Source organism: uncultured Pseudokineococcus sp., from assembly GCF_947495735.1.
GTDB lineage: Bacteria > Actinomycetota > Actinomycetes > Actinomycetales > Quadrisphaeraceae > Pseudokineococcus.
This window is the reverse complement of the sequence record NZ_CANMAA010000009.1, coordinates 1-18,376: the sequence shown is the minus strand read 5'-3', so window position 1 is coordinate 18,376 and position 18,376 is coordinate 1. Positions and strand designations below refer to the sequence as shown.

Here is an 18,376-nt window from a genome sequence, read left to right as displayed (position 1 = left end):
TGCTAGGCGGGGAACGAGGGGTCGCCCGACGGCGTTGTGCCCCGTGAGACGCAGCCGGGGGGCGACCCGCCGGCCGTCGTCGTGGACGCACCGGCCCGGCCGGTGCCCGTGCGAGGAAGGCACCGACCCAGATGGGGCACCAGCACTTCAACGGCGTCAAGACCGCCGTCCTGTTCGGCGCCTTCGGCGCCCTGATCCTCTTCGCCTCGTGGCTGGTCTTCGGGCAGAGCCTCGGCGGGCTGCTCCTCGGCCTGGTGATCGCGCTCGTCGTCAACGGCATCACGTACTGGAAGAGCGACACCCTCGCCATCAGGGCGATGCGCGCCCGACCGGTGAGCGAGGCCGAGCAGCCGGCGATGCACCGCATCGTGCGCGAGCTCTCGGTGGCCGCCGGCCAGCCGATGCCGCGGCTGTACGTGTCCCCGACGCGCGCGCCCAACGCCTTCGCCACCGGGCGCAACCCGCAGAACTCGGCCGTCTGCTGCACCCAGGGGATCCTCGAGATCCTCGACGAGCGCGAGCTGCGCGGCGTCCTCGGGCACGAGCTCATGCACGTCTACAACCGCGACATCCTCACGTCGTCGCTGGCCGCGGCGATGGCGAGCGTCATCACGTTCCTCGGCTACGCCGCCCTCTTCTTCGGCGGCGGCAACCGCGAGAACGGCGGCGGCAACCCGATGGCCGGGATGCTCCTGCTCTTCCTCGGCCCGCTGGCCTCCGGGCTGATCCAGATGGGCATCAGCCGCACCCGCGAGTACGACGCCGACGAGGACGGCGCCCGCCTCACGGGCGACCCCCTGGCCCTGGCCAGGGCCCTGCGCAAGCTCGAGCGCGGCACCGCGGCGGCGCCGCTGCCGCCCGAGCGCGACCTCGTGAGCTCGAGCCACATGATGATCGCCAACCCGTTCCGGGCGAAGGACGCGCGCTCGCTGTTCGCGACGCACCCGCCCATGGACGAGCGCGTCGCCCGCCTCGAGGCGATGGCCGGCTACCGCGGCTGACCTACGAGCACGAGCGAGGACGGCCCCGGACCCGACGAGGTCCGGGGCCGTCGTGCGTCTCGGCGGGGCTCAGGTGGCCGGGGCGACGGCGAGGCGCCGGAGGACCTCGTCCCGCGCCACGGCCCAGCAGCGCGAGCGGGGGTCGAGGTGGGCCGAGTGGTCCTCGCCGGGGACGAGCTCGACGCGGACGTCGTCGCCCGCCGCACGGGCGGCGGCGTCGTAGCGCTCGGCCTGGTCGGGCGGGACGACGTCGTCCTGGTCCCCGGTCACGCACAGCACGGGGACCCCGGTCGGCACCAGGGCCGCGGGGGAGGCGAGCGCGTACCGGTCGGGCACGACCGCGGGCCCGCCGCCGAGCAGCTCGGCGGCGGCTCCGCGGCCGAGGTCGGCCTCGGCGGCGGCGACGAGGTCGAGCACGCCCGCCTGGCTCACGACGGCGATCGGGCGCAGCCTCGGCCCGGCCCCCGGCGCCCCCGCGGGCAGGAGGTGCCGCGAGGCCGCCCAGGCGGCGAGGTGCCCGCCGGCCGAGTGACCGACGACGACGGCCCGCGAGGCGTCGAGCCCGGCGCCCGGGGCGACCTCGGTGAGCAGGTCCAGCGCCGCGGCCGCGTCCTCCGGCGTCGCCGGCCATCCGCCGCCGTCCCCGACGGCCCGGTAGTCCACGAGCCACACCGGCACCCCGTGCCCGAGCAGGTCCGCGGCGACGTGGTCCTCGAGCCTTCGGTCGTAGGCGAGGGAGCCGTCGGCCGCGCCGGGGCGCCAGAAGCCGCCGTGCACGAGCACCGCGACGCCGTCCGTGCGCCGGGCCGCCGGCAGGTGCAGCTCGGCCACCTGGCGCGGGGCCGACCCGTAGCGGTGCTCCGACGCCGGACCGGCCCCGCCGGCGAGGGCGGGGCCGGTGCCGTCGGCCGAGGTCACCGGTAGTTGGTGAACTGCAGCGCGACGTCGAGGTCGGCGTCCTTGAGCAGGGCGATGACCGCCTGCAGGTCGTCGCGGCTCTTGGCGCTGACCCGCAGCTCGTCGCCGGTGATCTGCGGCTTGACGCCCTTGGGGCCCTGGTCGCGGATGAGCTTGGAGATCTTCTTCGCGTCCTCCGAGGACAGCCCCTCCTTCAGGGTCGCCTCCTGGCGGTGCTCCTTCCCGGACTGCTGCACGTCGCCGAGGTCGAGGACCTTCAGCGAGACGCCGCGGCGGATCAGCTTGGTCTGCAGCACGTCGAGGACGGCGGCGACGCGCTCCTCGCTGTTGGCGACGAGCAGCACGTCCTCCCCGCTCCAGCGGACGTCGGCGCCGATCCCCTTGAAGTCGTAGCGCTGCGAGATCTCCTTCGCGGCCTGGTTGATCGCGTTGTCGACCTCCTGGCGGTCGACCTTGCTGACGACGTCGAACGACGAGTCGGCGGCCATGGCGTGCTCCTTCGGGCCCGTCGCGCGCGGCGGCCGGCGGGCCGGGTCGTGTCGTCGCGGGCCCGTCGGTCGCCGGCCCTGGCGGGGTGGCCGCCGAGGGCGGCGACGGGGACCGCTGGTCCTTGCTATCCTCGCTCACCGCACGACCGGCCGTCCGCGGCCGGCGTGCTCGCGCGGCAGGTTGCCCGAGCGGCCAATGGGAGCTGACTGTAAATCAGCCGGCACAGCCTTCGCAGGTTCGAATCCTGCACCTGCCACGTCACGCGACGAGGGCGCTCCGCACACCGGGGCGCCCTCGTCCGCGTCCGGGCCCGACTCGTCGGGTCCCGGTCGCGCGGCGGTCGGCCGCCGGTTTCGGGACCGGCCCGGGAGCCGTGTACGCTCCCTGCTCGTGCCCGCCAGCGGGTGCCGCCCCAGTAGCTCAGTCGGTAGAGCGTCTCCATGGTAAGGAGAAGGTCTAGGGTTCGATTCCCTACTGGGGCTCTGCGGCTCCGCCCGGCGACCCTCCGGGGCCGCCGGGCGGGGCGCTCGGCGAGGTAGCTCAGTGGTAGAGCAAACGGCTCATAATCGTTGTGTCGCGGGTTCGATCCCCGCCCTCGCTACGCCTGGCGCTCGCCGCCGACGACGGGTGCCCGCCCGGCTCGCCGTCGGAAGGACGCGGGCTCTCCGGGTGTTGGACCCGGTACCGACGCAGGAGCGGGCGGCACCGCTCGACCGCAGCACCGCCGCACGCCCGCACCGACGACACACCGAGAGGCTCCCGCCGTGGCCAGCAAGTCCGCTGACGTCCGCCCGAAGATCACGCTCGCCTGCACCGTGTGCAAGGAGCGCAACTACATCACCACGAAGAACCGCCGGAACGACCCCGACCGCATCGAGCTCGGGAAGTTCTGCCCGCGCTGCGGCAACCACACGGCGCACCGCGAGACCCGCTGAGCCGCGGGGCCGGAGAGGCCCCGCCGCGCTCGCGCGCACGACCCCGGACGGCGGGGCCGCCACTGGCGGCCCCGCCGTCGTCGTCCCACCCCCCGTCGACCACCGACGGTCGACCGCACGGGGGAGCACCACCAGCTGCAGCGGAGGAGCGACGTGGCCGTCGACCAGAGCTTCGTGGGGCGGACGTACCCGCCCGAGGACGTCTACGAGGTGAGCGCGGAGAAGATCCGCGAGTTCGCCACCGCGGTCGCGGGGGCCGGCTCGGCCTCGGCGACGGGCGGACCGCTCGCGACGGCGCCCGTGCCGGCCGTCCACGTCGACCCGGCGGCCGCGCGCGCCCTCGGCCACGCGGACGTGGTCGCGCCGCCGACCTTCGCCGTCGTGCTCGCCCAGCGCAGCGACGCCCGCTTCCTCGCCGACCCGGCGGCCGGGGTCGACTTCAGCCGCGTCGTCCACGGCGAGCAGTCCTTCACCCACCACCGCGCGGTCGTGGCGGGGGACAGGCTCGTGACGACGCTGCACGTCGACGGCGTGCGCGTGGCGGCCGGGAACGCCGTCGTCACCACGCGCAACGAGATCGCCACGGAGGGCGGCGAGCCGGTCTGCACCGCCACGTCGGTCCTCGTCGTGCGCGCACCGGAGGGAGAGGGCGCATGAGCACCCCGGAGAAAGGCCCGGCGATCGGCGCCGAGAGCCTCGAGGTCGGCCAGGAGGTCGCCCGTCGCACCTTCCCCGTGCACCGCGCCGACCTGGTCCGCTACGCCGGCGCCAGCGGCGACTTCAACCCGATCCACTGGAGCGAGCCCACCGCGCGGGGCGTGGGCCTCCCGGGCGTCATCGCCCACGGCATGCTGACGATGGCGCTCGCGGGCCGGCTCGTGCAGGACTGGTGCGAGGACCCGGGCCGGATCACGAGCTTCGGCGTCCGCTTCACCAAGCCCGTCGTGGTGCCGGACGAGGGCACCGAGGTGGAGGTCGTCGCCGTCGTGGGGGCGCTCGACGACGGCGCGCCGGCCGACGGCGACGCGCCGGCTCGCCCGGCCACGGTCCGCCTCGACCTGACGGCCACCTGCGCCGGCGTCTCGGTGCTCACGAAGGCCCGGGCGGTCGTCCGGCGCTGAGCGGTGACGGGCCGCGAGGCGCTCCTCGCGGCCCGTCACCGCCTCCGGGGCGAGGAGGCCCGCGCCGCTCAGGGGGAGGCGGCGAGCTCCGGCACCTGACCGGCCCGCACCGTGCGGCGCCGCGCGACCGCGAGCGTGGACACGACCAGAGCTCCTGCGAGCCACAGGACGACCAGGGCGAACGACCAGCCCGGAGCGCTGCTGGTGAGCACCGCCCGCGTCGCCTCGAGGGCCGGGGTCACCGGGCTCAGCGGCGCCAGCGCGGTCAGCGCGGGCGGAGTCGTGGAGATCAGCGAGGCCGCCGCGCCGAGCGCCACGAGGGCGACCCCCACGAGGCGACCGGCGCCCCCCAGGACCGCGACGAGCGCCTGGACGACGGCCACCAGCGAGAGCGCGCACAGGACCAGCACCACGCCGGCGGCCACGGCCGTGAGGACGCCGAGGTCGAGCAGCGCGGCCATGGCCAGCGTGACGGCGACCCCCTGCACGGCGGCGACGGCCGCCGCCGGTGCGTAGGCGCGCAGGGCCAGCGAGACCGAGCGCCGCGGGGACGTGAGGAGCCCGACCGGGACGGCGCGCAGGACGGTCGACGTCGCCAGGGCGCCGATGGCCAGCGCCAGCGCCGCGAGCAGGGCCGCCGCGGCGCGGTCGACCTCCCCGCCCTGCAGGGACACCGTCTCGACGGGGTCGGAGGCGACGTCGACCGCCGCCGCCCGCTCGTCGTCGGACAGGTCGGGCACCTGCTCGGCGCCCTGCTGGAGCCCGTCGGCCAGGTCGCCGGCGCCGCCGGCGAGCTCGCCCGCCCCGCCGGCCAGCTGCTCGGTGCCGTCGGCCAGCTCGGCCGCCCCGTCCCGCGCCTGCTCGGCGCCGCCGGGGAGCTGCTGGGCGCCGTCGGCGAGCTGGTCGGCGCCGTCGGCGAGGCCCCGGGCGCCGGTGGCGCTCTGGTCGGCGCCGTCGGCGAGGTCCTGGGCGCCGGTGGCGCTCTGGTCGAGCCCTCCGGCGAGGGCGTCGGCTCCGGTGGCGCTCTGGTCGAGACCGCCGGCCAGGTCCTGGGCGCCCGAGGCGCTCTGGTCGAGCCCTCCGGCGAGGGCGTCGGCTCCGGTGGCGCTCTGGTCGAGACCGCCGGCGAGCCCGTCCGCGCCCTCGGCGAGGGCCTGCGCGCCTGCGGCGGTCTCGTCGAGGCCGTCCGCCACCGCACCCGTGCCGGTGGCGACCCCGGCCGCGCCGGCGCTGAGGTCCCGCCCGCCGGCAGCGAGGTCGCCGAGGCCGGTCGCCAGGTCTCGGGTGCCACCGGCGACGCCCGAGGCGCCCGCGGTGAGGTCGTCGGCGCCCGCGGCGAGGTCCGCCGCTCCCGCGGACAGAGGAGCGATCCCGGTGGCCAGCTCCTCGGCGCCGTCGGCGGACGCCGAGAGGCCGCTCGACAGGGCGAGGACCGACTCGGAGAGGGGGCCCGCGACGTCGTCGACCGTCGAGGCCGCCACGAGGGCGGGGCCGGTGGCGGCGACCGCCGTCGTCGCGCCGCTCTCGACCTCGCGCGCCTGGTCGAGGAGGCTCTGCAGGTCGGCGCAGTCACCCGCTTCTGCCAGGCACGAGGTCACCTGCGCCTCGAGGCCGGTGACGAGCGACGAGGCGGCCTCGGGCAGGGGGGCGAGGGCCTCGTCCGCCGCCGCCACCCCCGTGGCCGATCCTCGAGCGGCTGCCGCCAGCGCGTCGGCGCCCTCGGCGAGCTCCGGCGCGCCGGGGGCGAGCTCGCCGAGCCCCCCTGCGAGGTCCTCGGCGCCCCCGGCGAGCTGCGCGACACCGGTCGAGAGGGCCGCGGCGCCGTCGCTGATCTCGACCGCCCCGCCGGCGACCTGCTCGCCGGCACCGGCGAGCTCGTCGGCGCCGTCCGCTGCGGCGGCGATCGCCTGCGTGAGAGACGCCGTCCCCTCGGCGACGGCCCCGCTCCCCTCGGCCAGCTCCGCTGCTCCGCCGGACAGGTCGTCCAGGCCGCCCGCGAGCCCGTCCGCCCCGCCGGCGAGCTGCTGGGCGCCGGGGGCGAGCTGGCCGAGGCCGCCGGCGAGCTGCTGGGCGCCGGGGGCGAGCTGGCCGAGGCCCCCGGCGAGCTGCTGGGCGCCGGGGGCGAGCTGGCCGAGGCCCCCGGCGAGCTGGTCGGCGCCGCCCGCGAGGTCCTGCGTGCCGTCGGCCAGCTGGGCGCTGCCGTCGGCGAGGTCGCCGAGCCCGACGACGAGCTCGTCGGTGCCGTCCGCGGCCGCGGTGAGGCCGTCCTCGAGCTGGCCGGCGCCGTCGCCGAGCTGGTCGGCGCCGTCGGCCGCCTGGCCCAGCTGGTCGCCGAGGGTGGAGAAGCCCACGTAGAGGCCGTCCAGGACGCCGCCCGTCAGCTGGGTGTCCAGCACGCCCGCGGCCGTGTCGGCCACGAAGGAGCCGATGAAGCCGTCCGCCACGCCCGCGCTGTCGCTGGAGCGGACCTCCAGGACGGCGCGGCGCGGCTCGCCGCTCGTGTCCGACAGGGAGGTCGCGGCCGCCGAGAAGGACGGCGGGATGGTGAGCACCGTCGCGTAGGTGCCGTCCTCGAGGCCCTCCTGGGCGCCCTCGGCGTCCGCGAGGGCCCAGGAGAGGTTGTCGTCCTCCGTGCCGACGAGCTGGGCGACGAGCTGGCGCCCCAGGGGCACGGTCTGCCCGTCGATCTCGACGGGCTCGTCCTCGTTGACCACGGCCGCCTGCACGCGGTCGAGGTTCTCGGTCGGCTTCCACAGCGCCGTCACGAAGGCCACGGCGATGAGCACCGGCACGAGCACGAGTCCCAGGAGGCTCCAGAGCCCCACGGCGGGGCGGCCGTCGGGGGTGCTGCGGTCGGCGGCCAGCAGCGGGCGGCGACCGGTCCCGGTGGGTGCGGCGGCGGGGCGGGCCATCAGCGGACCTCTTCCAGGCGGGGGTCGGAGGGTGCGTCGGGGGCGCGTCCTGCGTCGTCGGGGGAGTCGCCCCCGGCGGTCGGGCCGGGGGCGGGCGCGTCGTGGCCGGACGGCGGCAGCGGCGCGTGCGGCGCGGGGAGCACGAGCGCGTCCACGGGCACGGCGCCGCCCGCGTGCGCGCCCGCCGCGGACGTCGCGGCGTCGAGCCCGGCGGGCGACGTCGTCACCACGGCGGCGAGGCCGGTGTCGCGGCAGGCGTCCACGACGTCCGCCAGCACCCCGTCCTGCTGGGCGGCCGGCACGAGCTCCAGGCCGTCGAGCACGAGGACGGCCGCGCTGCCCCGGGCGGCGGCGCGCACGTGCTCCGCCGCGTCGGCGACGTCGGCGGCCCGCACGAGCGCGACGCGCCGACGAGCGCTGCGCGCCTGCTCCGGGAGCACGAGCCCGTCGGCGACGAGGCGGCCCGTGCTGGGCGCCGCGCGCCCGGAGAGCAGCAGCGCCAGGGCGGTCCGCGTGCCGGGGGAGGGGCTGGTCACCAGCAGGAGGGCGCCCGGCTCCACGTGGACCTCGGCCCCCGCGACGAGCGCCGGCTCCTGCTCGCGGGCCGCCGCCAGCCCGAGGTCCTGCGCGTGCACGCCGCGTGCGCCCGGGTGCGGCCAGTCGCGCAGGGCCACCTGGTGCGCGAGCCCCTCGCCCTCGACGTCGAGGACGGGCAGGCGTCGCGCGAGCCAGCCCGGCAGCCACCAGGCGCGCTCGCCGAGCAGGGCCATGACCGCCGGGACGAGGGTCATGCGCACGACGAAGGCGTCGATGAAGACGCCCACCGCGAGGCCGAAGGCGATGGGCTGCAGCGTGGCGTCGCCCTCGGGCACGAAGGCCGCGAAGACGGAGACCATGATCACCGCCGCGGCCACGACGACGCGGCTCGAGGCCGCGAAGCCGGACCGCACGGCCTCCTGCGCCGGCGCGCCGTGGGCGTGGTCCTCGCGCATCCGCGAGACGAGGAAGACCTCGTAGTCCATGGCCAGGCCGAAGAGCAGCCCCATGAGGATGATCGGCAGGAAGCTGATGATGGGGCCGGTGGCCGAGGTGTGCAGGGGACCGGCCAGCCACCCCCACTGGTACACCGCGACGATGGCGCCGAAGGCGGCGACCACCGAGAGCAGGTAGCCGGCCGTGGCCTTCAGCGGCACGAGGACCGAGCGGAACACCATGGTGAGCAGCACGACCGACAGGCCGACGACGAGCAGGGCGAACGGCAGCAGCGAGCTCGAGAGCTGGTCGGAGACGTCGATGCCGACGGCCGTCTGCCCCGTGACGGCGATCGAGACGCCGAGCTCGTCCTCCAGCTCGGGCGCCCGGTCGCGGATGTCCGCCACGAGCTGCTCGGTGGACTCCGAGGACGGCCCCTCCTCGGGGACGACCTGCACGATCATCGTGTCCGCCCCCGGGTTCGGGGTGGCGAGCGGGATGTCGGCGACGTCGGGCAGCGCGCGCAGCGCGTCCGCGACGTCCTCCACCAGCCCGAGGGGGTCGGTGCTCGTGACGATGTCGCCGGTCACGATGAGGGGCCCGTTGAAGCCGGCGCCGAACTCCTCGCTGACGAGGTCGTAGGCCTGCCGCTGCGTCGTCTCCTCGGGGGAGGACCCGTTGTCGGGCAGCGCCAGGCGCAGGTCGAGGGCGGGCAGCGCCACGGCGCCCAGCCCGAGCACCACGAGGAGCGTCGTCACCAGCGGACGCCGGGTGACCAGCCCCGTCCAGCGGTCGGCGACCGGGTGGGCCGGCCGCGGGGCGGCGTGGCCGCCGGCGCCCTCGGCCTCCGCGCCGGCCGCGCCGCGGCCGGACCGCGACCGGCGGGGACGGCGCGGGCGGGGGGTGAGGCGGGCGCCGAGCGCTCCCGCGACGGCCGGCAGCAGCGTCAGCGCGACGCAGACGGCGACGGCGACGGCGACGGCCGACGCCAGTCCCATCGTCGTGAGGAAGGGGATGCCCACGACGGACAGGCCGGCCAGCGCGATCATCACCGTGAGGCCGGCGAAGACGACGGCCGAGCCGGCCGTGGCGACGGCGCGCCCGGCGGCCTCGACGGGCTCGACGCCGTCGGCCAGGTGGTCGCGGTGGCGGGTGAGGACGAACAGCGCGTAGTCGATGCCGACGGCCAGCCCGATCATCAGCGCGAGCAGCGGGGCGGTCGAGGAGACCTCCACGACGGCGGTGCTGGCGAGCAGCAGCGACATCGCGACGCCCACGCCGACGAGCGCGGTGAGGATCGGCATCCCGGCGGCCACGAGCGAGCCCAGGGTGAGGACCAGGACGACGAGCGCCACGACGAGCCCGAGGACCTCGGTGAGGGTGATGCCCGGTGTGCCGCCGCCGAAGACGCCGCCGCCGGCGACCACGTCGACCGCCTCGCCGGAGGCGGAGGCGGCCGTGGCGACGAGGGCGTCGAGGGTCTCGGGAGCCACCTCGTCGGCGCCCACCTCCATCTGCACCGGCACGATCACCGCGGTGCGGTCCGGCGACGTGCTGCCCCCGCCGACGTCGGCGAAGGGCGAGGAGACGGCGGCGACCTGGGGGAGGTCCTCCGCGGCGGTGACGAGGTCGGCGACCGCCCGCCGGACGTCCTCGTCGTCGACGTCGCGCCCGTCGCGGGCCACGACGACGAGCTGGGCGCTGCCGCCGCTGACCTCGGGGAAGGTCTGGGACAGGCGGTCCAGCGCCTCCTGGGACTCCGTCCCGGGGATCGAGAACGTGTTCGTCAGGCCCTTGGACAGCGTGAGGGCGCCGGTGCCCGCCACGGCGAGGACGAGCAGCCAGACCACCACGACGACGCGCCACCGGCGCGCGGCCAGGGAGCCGAGGGCGTACAGAGAGGTGGACACGGGAGCCTTCCGAGGTGGTGGAGCGGGGTCAGCCGTCGAGCCCGAGGACGCCGGCGGCGAGCTCGGTGACGAGCTCGACGAGCTCGTCGGGGGGCAGGGAGGCGTCGAGGTCGCCGCGCTGGGCGAGCACGGCGTTGACGACGAGCTGGAGGGCGAGGACGACGCGCAGGCGCCGCCGGGGTCCGCCGTCCGGGCCGAGCGCGTCCAGCAGCTCGAGCGCGAGCTCCTGCAGGGAGGTCGTCGGCAGCCCCTGGGGCGGGGCCTGGAGGTGGCGCACGAGGAGGTCGACCAGGCCGGGGCGCTCGACCGCCCGCCGCGTGATGCGCGCGAGGGCGTCGCGCGGGCAGGAGCCCCCGGGGCCGCGGACCTCGGCCAGGACCTCGCGCAGGACCCGCTCCGCCTCGCCGAGCACGGCCGCGTGCAGGCCCTGCTTGCTGCCGAAGCGGTGCAGCAGACCGGTCTTGGAGTACCCGACCGCGTCGGCCACCTGCTGGACGGAGGTCCCCTCGAGGCCGTGGGTCGCGAAGAGCTCGGCGGCGACGTCGAGGATGCGGGCGTCGATCTGCTCCCGCGTCGGGCGTGCGCCCTCGCGCAGCCCCACCACCCTCGTGCTCACGCGCCCCCCGTCCCGGGCCGGCTGGCGCCGACCTCCGCGGACCATGATGGACCACGTTGGTCCGCAACGGACCACGGGGGTCCGCGCCCGCGGTCAGGCGGTCGGCGGGCTCGCCACGGCGCTGCGGCCGGAGGCGCGCAGGTACTCGCGCAGCACGGGCACCGCCTCGGCGAGGCGGCCCTCCTCGACCAGCTCGGCGAGCAGCGCGTTCGCGGGCAGCCAGGGCTCGTGGACGGCGCGCGGGTCCGGCGCCGCGGAGAACGCGAGGCGCACCTCGGCCAGCAGGCGGCGCACGGCCGCGTCGGTGCGGGGGCTGCCGGCGAGCGCCGCGAGGGCGGCGTGCAGGGCCATGTTCGCCGTCCCGACGGTGCGCCAGTCGCCCGCGGTCGCCGCCTCCTCGCCCCGTCTCCGGGCGGTGCGCACGGCGCCCACGGCCTCCGGCGGCGGAGGCGTCCCGGCGGCCGCCCGCTCCAGGGCGCCGCACTCCAGCACCTCGCGCAGGGCCCAGAGGTCGCGCAGGTCGTCGGCGCGCAGGAGCCGCACGAAGACGCCGCGGTGCGGCTGGTGCTCCACCAGGCCCTCCTCGCCCAGCGTCCGGAACGCCTCGCGGAGCGTGTTGCGGGAGACGCCGAGGGCGGCGCCGAGGGCCTGCTCGGACAGCTGCTCGCCCGGGCGCAGCCCTCCCTCGAGCGCGAGGGCGCGCAGGACCGCGGCGACCTGCTCCGCTGCCGTGGCGCCGGGGGCGCTCGCCGCGCCGTCCCCCGGGACGACGCCGTGCCAGCGCCCGGCCCCGGGGAGCCCCCGCCCGGGGGACGTCGCCCCGGTGGTCGAGGTCGGGGCGGTGCTCACCCGACCGAGCGTAGGAGCCGGGTCGACGGCCCCCTCGGGTGGTCGCCGTCGGCGGAGGGGAGGCGGATGTCGCGAAGACCCCTTGTGCGAGTTGTTGAACAATGCCAGCGTCCTCCCCCATGACCCCCGTCTCCTCCCGTCTGCGCCGCACCGACGCCGGCCTCGCCACCGCGGTCGTGCTGGCCTCCCTGGCCCCGGTGAGCGCACTCGCCGCCGCCGGTCCCTCCTCCGGCGCCCCGGCCGCGGGCGCCGCCCGCCCGGGGTCCCCGGCGTGCGGGGCCCCGGCCGACCTCGGCGTGGAGGACGCCCGGCTCGACCTGGCCCTGCCCGGCCAGGAGTCGTCCGTCGCCGCCCAGGTGCTGGCGGCGAGCGGCCTCGACCGGCCCGTCGCCCGCTTCGGCCGGACGCTGTGCCGGGTCGGCCCGTCGGGGTCGGACGCCGCGTCGGCCTCGTCCGCGGTGGCCGGTCTGGCGGGGCGCGCGGGCGCCGACCTCTGGCGCCTGGCCGTGGACCGCGCCCAGGCCCCGCCCGCGGCGGGGATCGCCCGGCGCAGCGGCGACCGCACCGACGACCGCGGGCTCTACTGGGCGCGGATCGCGATGAGGGTGGCGCTGCAGGAGTGGGCCGCCGCGTCGCCCGGGCGTGACGCCGAGCCCGCGCTCGCCGCGCTCGAGCGCACGTCCCGGGGCCTGGACGACGCGCGGTTCCCCGCGGGGGAGGGCGCCACCCGCGTCCTGGTCAGCGGCTTCGACCCCTTCCAGCTCGACGCCGAGCCGCGGCGCTCGAACCCGTCCGGCGCCGCCGCCCTCGCGCTCGACGGCACCCGCGTCCAGACGCCCGACGGGCCGGCGGTCGTCCAGGCGGTCGTCCTCCCCGTCACCTGGGGCGGGTTCGACGACGGCGTCGTGGAGGACGCCTACGGGCCGCACCTGGTGCGCTCCGAGCGCGACGCCGACGTCGTCATGACGATCAGCCAGGGCTCGCCCGGCATCTTCTCGGTCGAGGAGTGGGCCGGGGCCTGGCGCGGCGGCTACCCCGACAACGCCCGCGCCAGCGCGCGCGAGGAGATCCCGCTCGCCCCGCGCTGGCCGCAGCCGGACCCGTCGGAGCCGGCGCAGCAGTTCATCCGGACGACGCTGCCGGCGCCGCAGATGCTCGCCGCGGGCACCGGGCCCTTCCCCGTGGAGCTGCGCGAGCGGATCTCCGCGTGGACGGGCGGCACGCGCGAGGGCGCCCCGGTGACCACGACGGAGGACCCGCAGCCGGGCTGGCTGGCCGCCGCCGGCGGGGGCGGGGACTACCTGTCCAACGAGTCGATGTACCGGGCCAACCGGCTCCGCCTGGCGATGGGCCGCGACGACGTGCTCGGCGGCCACCTGCACACGCCGACCCTCGTCTACCCCTGGGAGGGCGCCGAGATCTCGAACGCCGCCTTCGAGGCGCACCGCCGCGCGGTCGTCGACCAGGTCGTGGCGCTCACCGGTGCCGCGGCGCGCGCAGCCGCCGCGGACGTCCGGAGCGGCGCGTGAGCGCGGCTCCCGCGGAGGGGTCGGCCCGGGGCGGGCGGGCTCCCGGCGCCGGGGCGCTGAGCTCCTCGCGCCGCAGCACGCTGCTCGGGGCGCTGTTCCTCATGGCCACCTCGGCCATCGGGCCGGGCTTCATCGTCCAGACGACCACGTTCACGGCGGCGCTCGGCGCGGCCTTCGCCTTCGCCATCCTGATCTCCGTCCTGCTCGACATCGCCGTGCAGATGAACGTGTGGCGCGTCATCGGCGTCTCGGGCCTGCGGGCGCAGGACCTCGGCAACCGGCTGCTGCCCGGCGTGGGGCACGCGCTCGCGGCGCTCGTCGTCCTCGGCGGGCTGGTGTTCAACGTGGGCAACGTCGCCGGCGGCGGCCTGGGCCTCGACGCCCTGCTGGGCCTGGACCCGCGCCTCGGCGGGGCCCTGACGGCGCTGGTGGCCGTGGGCATCTTCCTCTCCCGCCGGGCCGGGATGGCGCTGGACCGCGTGGTCGTCGTCCTCGGCGTCGTCATGATCGCGCTGACGGGCTACGTGGCCGTCGTCTCCGACCCGCCGGTCGGCGACGCGCTGCGCCAGACCGTGCTGCCGGAGCAGGTCGACGTGCTGGCCATCACCACCCTCGTCGGCGGGACGGTCGGCGGCTACATCGTCTACGCGGGCGCCCACCGGCTGCTCGACTCCGGCGTGAGCGGCGTGGGGGCGGTGCACGAGATCACGCGGACGTCGGTCGTGGGCATCGTGGTGACCGCGGTCATGCGCGCGCTGCTCTTCCTGGCGGTGCTCGGGGTCGTCGCGGGCGGGGCCGCGCTCGCCGAGGACAACCCCGCGGCGTCGGCGTTCTCGGCGGCCGCCGGTGAGGTGGGGCTGCGGCTGTTCGGCGTGGTCCTGTGGGCCGCCGCGGTGACGAGCGTCATCGGCGCCTCGTACACGTCCGTCTCCTTCCTCACGACCTCCTCGGCGTCGATGGCGCGCCGTCGCGGGGTGCTCACCGCCGGCTTCATCGCGGTCAGCACGACCGTCTACCTGCTGGCGGGCCAGGCCCCGGTGTCCCTGCTCGTGTTCGCCGGCGCCTTCAACGGCGTGGTCCTCCCGCTCGGCTTCACCGTCGTCCTGTGGGTGGCCTGGCGCCGCCGCGACCTCCTCGGTGGCTACTCCTACCCGCGGTGGCTGCTGGCCGTCGGCGTGCTCGCCTGGGGGGTCGCCCTGTTCCTCGGGGCGAGCTCGCTGAGCCGCCTGGGCGAGCTGTGGTGACGGGCGCCGTCGAGGGCCCCGTCGTCGACCTCAACGCCGACCTCGGGGAGTCCTTCGGGCGCTGGGTCCTCGGCGACGACGCCGCGCTGCTGCCGCTGCTGAGCAGCGCCAACGTGGCCTGCGGGTTCCACGCGGGGGACCCGCTCACGCTGCGCCGCACGTGCGAGGGGGCGGCGGCGCACGGCGTCGCGGTGGGGGCTCAGGTCGGCTACCGCGACCTCGCCGGGTTCGGGCGCCGCTTCCTCGACGCCTCGCCGGACGAGCTCGCCGCCGACGTGCTCTACCAGCTCGGAGCCCTGGACGCGATGGCCCGCGCGGCCGGGACGCGGGTGACCTACCTGAAGCCCCACGGCGCGCTCTACCACGCGAGCGTCGAGGACGAGGGGCAGGCGAGCGCGGTGGTCGAGGCCGTGCGCGCCTTCGACGCCTCGCTGCCGGTCCTCGGGCTGCCGGGGTCGCGGCTGCTCGCGCTCGCCGAGGACGCCGGCCTGCGGGCGGTGCCGGAGGCGTTCGCCGACCGGGCGTACACGCCGCAGGGCCGGCTCGTGGACCGCCGGCAGCCCGGCGCGGTGCTCTCCGACCCCGACGCCGTGGCCGCCCGGGTCGTCCGGCTCGCCGTCGACGGGGAGGTCGAGGCGGTGGACGGGTCGGTGGTGGCCGTCGGCGCGGCGTCGGTCTGCGTGCACGGGGACTCCCCGGGCGCCGTCGCGATGGCGCGGGCGGTGCGCGCGGCGCTCGAGGCGGCCGGCGTCGCCGTCCGGGCCTTCGCCCCGCCCCCCGCCGGGCCCGGCGGTGCCTGAGCCGGCTGCCGCGCCCGGGCCGGCCGGCGCGGGGGTGCCCGTGCGGCTGCGGGCCTGCGGCGACGCGGCGCTGCTCGTGGACGTCGCGTCGCCGACCCCGGGGCCGGCCGGCGGGCGCGCCGACGCGCTCGGGTCGGTGCTGGCCCTGCACGCCGCGCTGCGGGCCGACCCGCCTCCGGGGGCGGTCGACCTCGTCCCCGCGGCGACCACCGTGCTCGTGCGCCTGCGGCCGGGAGCGGACCCGGCGCCGGCGTCGGCCCACGTGCTCGGCGTCGCGGCGCGGACCGCGCGCCCCGCGGACGGGGGCGGCCCCGCGGAGGCGGGCGCGGTGCTCGAGGTGCCCGTCGTCTACGACGGCCCCGACCTGGAGGAGGCCGCCGCGGCGCTCGGCACCGACCCCTCCGGGCTCGTCGCCCGCCACACGGCGCGGCCCTGGACCGCGGCCTTCGCGGGCTTCGCGCCCGGGTTCGCCTACTGCGTGCAGGACGGCCCGCCGGCGCCGGGCAGCGGTCCGGCCCAGGGCGGGGACGGGGCCGGGGACGGGCCCGGGGACGGGCCCGGGGCGGACGGCGCCGGCTGGGACGTGCCCCGTCGCGCCTCGCCCCGCACGGCCGTGCCCGCCGGCTCGGTGGCCCTCGCCGGCCCCTTCAGCGGGGTCTACCCGCGCCGCGCGCCCGGCGGCTGGCAGCTCGTCGGGCGCACGGACGCCCGGCTGTGGGACGCCGACCGCGAGCCCCCGGCGCTGCTGCCGCCCGGGGCCCGCGTGCGCTTCGTGGACGTCGGGGGCGGCCCCCGCCCGGCAGGGGCCTCGTGAGCCCCTCGCGCAGGGCCCGGCGGTGAGCGGTCGGAGGGCGCGGGGGCCGCGGCCGCGCGCGCTGGAGGTCCTCGCGCCCGGTCCCTCGACGACGGTCCAGGACCTGGGCCGCCCCGGCCTCGCGCACCTGGGCGTCGGGGAGTCGGGAGCCGCCGACCGGGCGGCGCACCGGCTCGCCCAGCGCCTCGTGGGCAACCCGGAGGGTGCGGCGGGCCTGGAGGTCGTGCTGGGCGGCCTGCGGGTCCGCGCCCGGGGCGCGCTGCTCGTCGCCGCCGCGGGCGCTCCCGTCGCGCTGCGCGTCGACGGCCGGGCGGCCTGGTCGGGGTGCCCGGTCGTGGTGCCCGACGGCGCCGTCCTGGAGGTCGGGGCCCCCGCCGCGGGGGTGCGCACGCTGCTCGCCGTCCGCGGCGGCGTGCAGGTGCCGGCCGTGCTCGGCAGCCGCGCGACCGACGTGCTCGCCGGTCTCGGGCCGGCGGCGGTGGCGGCCGGGGACGTCCTGCCGGTGGGGGAGCCGGGGGACTCGGGCTGCACCGCACCGGTCGTCGACCTGGCGCCGCCCGCGCGGGTCGAGCGCGGGGGGCCGGCTGTCCTGCGCGTCGTGCCCGGCCCGCGGGAGGACTGGTTCGCGCCGGGCGCCCTGGAGGCGCTGGTGGGCACGCCCTGGACGGCGGGCAGCGAGGGCGACCGCGTGGGCCTGCGCCTCGCGGGGGAGCCCCTGGTGCGGGAGCGCACCGGCGAGCTGCCGAGCGAGGGCGTCGTGCGTGGGTCCCTGCAGGTGCCCCCCTCGGGTCTGCCGACCCTGCTGCTCGCCGACCACCCCGTCACGGGCGGCTACCCGGTGGTCGCGGTCGTCGTGGACGCCGACGTCGACCGCGCCGCCCAGCTGCGCCCGGGGGACGCCGTGCGGTTCGTCCTCGCGCCGCCCCCGGGCAGCGCGCACCCGGGCGGGGCACGGGCCGGGGCCGGCGGGTCCGCCCCGCCTACGCTGGCCCGGTGACCACGCGCGAGCAGAGCACCTCCGGCGCCGCGGCGGGCCCGGGAGCCCCGCGTCCGGACCTCGCCCGCCCCGGCGCCCCCCTCGCCGAGCGCACGACCTTCCGCGTCGGGGGCCGGCCGGCCGCCGAGGCGGTGGCCCGCAGCGCGGACGAGCTGGTCGACGCCGTGCGGGGCGCCGACGACCGCGGCGAGCCGGTGCTCCTGGTCGCCGGCGGCTCCAACCTGCTGGTCGGCGACGACGACCTGCCCGCCACGGCCGTCGTCGTGGCCAGCCGCGGCCTGCGGCGCGAGCCCGTGGACGCCTGCGGCGGGGTGTGGGTCACCGCCGAGGCGGGGCACCCCTGGGAGGACCTCGTCGCCGAGACGACGGCGAACGGCTGGCTCGGTCTGGAGGCCCTGTCGGGCATCCCCGGCTCGACCGGGGCGACGCCGGTCCAGAACGTGGGCGCCTACGGCACCGACGTCGCCGCGACGCTGGCGCAGGTGCGCACGTGGGACCGCCGCGAGGGGCGCGTGGCCACCCTGCGGGTCGGCGACCTGGGCCTGGGCTACCGCACGTCCGTGCTCAAGGAGGACGCCGACCGCTACGTCGTCCTCGACGTCACCTTCCAGCTGCGCGAGGGGGAGCTCGGGGGGCCGGTGCGCTACGCCGAGCTCGCGGAGCGCCTGGGCGTGGCCGTGGGGGGGCGGGCCCCGGCGGCGGACGTGCGCACCGCGGTGCTGGAGCTGCGCCGCGGCAAGGGGATGGTGCTCGACGACCCCGCCGCGGGCGTCGTCGACCACGACACCTGGAGCGCCGGCTCGTTCTTCACCAACCCCGTGCTCACCGCGGACGCCGCAGCCCGGCTGCCCGAGGGGGCGCCGCGGTACCCGGCCGACGGCGGGGTGAAGACGAGCGCCGCGTGGCTCATCGCCGCGGCCGGGTTCGAGCGGGGCCACGGCCTCCCGGGGCCGGCGTCGCTGTCCACCAAGCACACCCTCGCGGTGACCAACCGCGGCAGCGCCACCGCCGCCGACCTGCTGGCGCTGGCGCGGCAGGTGCGCGACGGCGTCGCCGACCGCCTCGGGGTGCGCCTCGAGCCCGAGCCCCGCCTCGTCGGCTGCACGCTCGGCTGACTCGGCTGAGCCGGCCCTCCGGAGCGGCGCGTCGTCGCGAGCAGGGAGCCGCAGGTCCACGAGCTCGGACGGGCAGGGGCGGATCCTGGCGGTCATCGCAACAGCAGCGGTCCGATCTTCTCGATCGGCTTCGCGAACCCTAAGCGTTTCCGTG

The 18,376-nt window shown here is 78.0% G+C and carries 16 protein-coding genes and 3 tRNA genes; 13 read left to right on the top strand and 6 right to left on the bottom strand.

Translation table 11 applies throughout. From position 1 onward, the window contains the following. Positions 1–131: 131 nt before the first annotated feature. A complete protein-coding gene (gene htpX, locus Q0848_RS12655) occupies positions 132–1,001 on the top strand; it encodes a zinc metalloprotease HtpX (protein ID WP_299038082.1) in 870 nt (289 codons plus the stop codon). Positions 1,002–1,070: 69 nt separating this feature from the next. Here htpX and Q0848_RS12650 read toward each other — a convergent pair whose 3' ends face one another. Together Q0848_RS12650 and Q0848_RS12645 are read right to left on the bottom strand one after the other, a co-directional pair. Then, positions 1,071–1,919, bottom strand: a complete 849-nt coding sequence (locus Q0848_RS12650) for a S9 family peptidase (protein ID WP_299038080.1) — start codon at positions 1,917–1,919, stop codon at positions 1,071–1,073. After that, entirely contained in the window at positions 1,916–2,407 is a 492-nt protein-coding gene (locus tag Q0848_RS12645) for a YajQ family cyclic di-GMP-binding protein (RefSeq protein ID WP_299038078.1), read from the bottom strand. The genes Q0848_RS12650 and Q0848_RS12645 overlap by 4 nt, the downstream gene beginning before the upstream one ends. Before the next feature lie 175 nt (positions 2,408–2,582). On the opposite strand from Q0848_RS12645, the gene Q0848_RS12640 reads away from it, so the two are divergent. The 6 genes from Q0848_RS12640 (at position 2,583) to Q0848_RS12615 (ending at position 4,464) form a co-directional block, all read left to right on the top strand. Next, positions 2,583–2,664, top strand: a tRNA-Tyr gene (locus tag Q0848_RS12640). A gap of 153 nt (positions 2,665–2,817) precedes the next feature. Further along, positions 2,818–2,890 (top strand) — tRNA-Thr (locus tag Q0848_RS12635). Between the two features lie 47 nt (positions 2,891–2,937). Next, positions 2,938–3,009: transfer RNA gene (locus Q0848_RS12630), tRNA-Met, on the top strand. Between the two features lie 163 nt (positions 3,010–3,172). Next, positions 3,173–3,343, top strand: coding sequence for a 50S ribosomal protein L33 (rpmG, locus tag Q0848_RS12625; protein WP_299038077.1), 171 nt, complete (start codon positions 3,173–3,175; stop codon positions 3,341–3,343). A gap of 153 nt (positions 3,344–3,496) precedes the next feature. Continuing rightward, complete coding sequence (locus Q0848_RS12620) at positions 3,497–4,000, top strand: MaoC family dehydratase N-terminal domain-containing protein (RefSeq protein ID WP_299038075.1); 504 nt, start codon at positions 3,497–3,499, stop codon at positions 3,998–4,000. Continuing rightward, positions 3,997–4,464 (top strand): MaoC family dehydratase, encoded by a 468-nt coding sequence (locus tag Q0848_RS12615; RefSeq protein ID WP_299038073.1) that lies wholly within the window; start codon positions 3,997–3,999, stop codon positions 4,462–4,464. The genes Q0848_RS12620 and Q0848_RS12615 overlap by 4 nt, the downstream gene beginning before the upstream one ends. A 68-nt stretch (positions 4,465–4,532) precedes the next feature. On the opposite strand, the gene Q0848_RS12610 is transcribed toward Q0848_RS12615, so the two are convergent. From Q0848_RS12610 to Q0848_RS12595, 4 genes are all read right to left on the bottom strand, one after another. Further along, positions 4,533–7,376, bottom strand: coding sequence for a YhgE/Pip family protein (locus tag Q0848_RS12610; RefSeq protein ID WP_299038071.1), 2,844 nt, complete (start codon positions 7,374–7,376; stop codon positions 4,533–4,535). Continuing rightward, positions 7,376–10,258 carry an MMPL family transporter gene (locus Q0848_RS12605; protein ID WP_299038069.1) on the bottom strand — a complete coding sequence of 961 codons (2,883 nt, stop codon included), beginning with the start codon at positions 10,256–10,258 and terminating at the stop codon, positions 7,376–7,378. The genes Q0848_RS12610 and Q0848_RS12605 overlap by 1 nt, the downstream gene beginning before the upstream one ends. A 28-nt stretch (positions 10,259–10,286) precedes the next feature. After that, the gene (locus Q0848_RS12600) at positions 10,287–10,874 is read right to left on the bottom strand and encodes a TetR/AcrR family transcriptional regulator (protein ID WP_299038068.1); all 588 of its coding nucleotides are present in this window, start codon (positions 10,872–10,874) and stop codon (positions 10,287–10,289) included. 93 nt (positions 10,875–10,967) lie between these two features. After that, complete coding sequence (locus Q0848_RS12595; protein ID WP_299038066.1) at positions 10,968–11,723, bottom strand: GntR family transcriptional regulator; 756 nt, start codon at positions 11,721–11,723, stop codon at positions 10,968–10,970. A gap of 119 nt (positions 11,724–11,842) precedes the next feature. Between Q0848_RS12595 and Q0848_RS12590 the strand changes: the two genes are divergently transcribed. From Q0848_RS12590 to Q0848_RS12565, 6 genes are all read left to right on the top strand, one after another. Continuing rightward, entirely contained in the window at positions 11,843–13,252 is a 1,410-nt protein-coding gene (locus tag Q0848_RS12590; RefSeq protein WP_299038063.1) for a hypothetical protein, read from the top strand. 56 nt (positions 13,253–13,308) lie between these two features. Next, the gene (locus tag Q0848_RS12585) at positions 13,309–14,496 is read left to right on the top strand and encodes an NRAMP family divalent metal transporter (RefSeq protein WP_366146591.1); all 1,188 of its coding nucleotides are present in this window, start codon (positions 13,309–13,311) and stop codon (positions 14,494–14,496) included. Next, positions 14,493–15,296, top strand: coding sequence for a LamB/YcsF family protein (locus Q0848_RS12580; protein WP_299038059.1), 804 nt, complete (start codon positions 14,493–14,495; stop codon positions 15,294–15,296). The genes Q0848_RS12585 and Q0848_RS12580 overlap by 4 nt, the downstream gene beginning before the upstream one ends. A 40-nt stretch (positions 15,297–15,336) precedes the next feature. Next, a complete protein-coding gene (locus Q0848_RS12575; RefSeq protein ID WP_366146590.1) occupies positions 15,337–16,110 on the top strand; it encodes an allophanate hydrolase subunit 1 in 774 nt (257 codons plus the stop codon). A gap of 22 nt (positions 16,111–16,132) precedes the next feature. Next, positions 16,133–17,107 carry a biotin-dependent carboxyltransferase family protein gene (locus Q0848_RS12570; protein WP_299038055.1) on the top strand — a complete coding sequence of 325 codons (975 nt, stop codon included), beginning with the start codon at positions 16,133–16,135 and terminating at the stop codon, positions 17,105–17,107. Between the two features lie 131 nt (positions 17,108–17,238). After that, the gene (locus Q0848_RS12565) at positions 17,239–18,222 is read left to right on the top strand and encodes a UDP-N-acetylmuramate dehydrogenase (RefSeq protein WP_366146589.1); all 984 of its coding nucleotides are present in this window, start codon (positions 17,239–17,241) and stop codon (positions 18,220–18,222) included. The last annotated feature ends 154 nt before the right edge of the window (positions 18,223–18,376 follow it).

Bases quoted from the DNA above. Each gene is read 5' to 3' on its own strand.
- htpX (WP_299038082.1), top strand. From the start codon at position 132: ATGGGGCACCAGCACTTCAACGGCGTCAAGACCGCCGTCCTGTTCGGC.
- Q0848_RS12645 (WP_299038078.1), bottom strand. From the start codon at position 2,407: ATGGCCGCCGACTCGTCGTTCGACGTCGTCAGCAAGGTCGACCGCCAG.
- Q0848_RS12615 (WP_299038073.1), top strand. From the start codon at position 3,997: ATGAGCACCCCGGAGAAAGGCCCGGCGATCGGCGCCGAGAGCCTCGAG.
- Q0848_RS12610 (WP_299038071.1), bottom strand. From the start codon at position 7,376: ATGGCCCGCCCCGCCGCCGCACCCACCGGGACCGGTCGCCGCCCGCTG.
- Q0848_RS12590 (WP_299038063.1), top strand. From the start codon at position 11,843: ATGACCCCCGTCTCCTCCCGTCTGCGCCGCACCGACGCCGGCCTCGCC.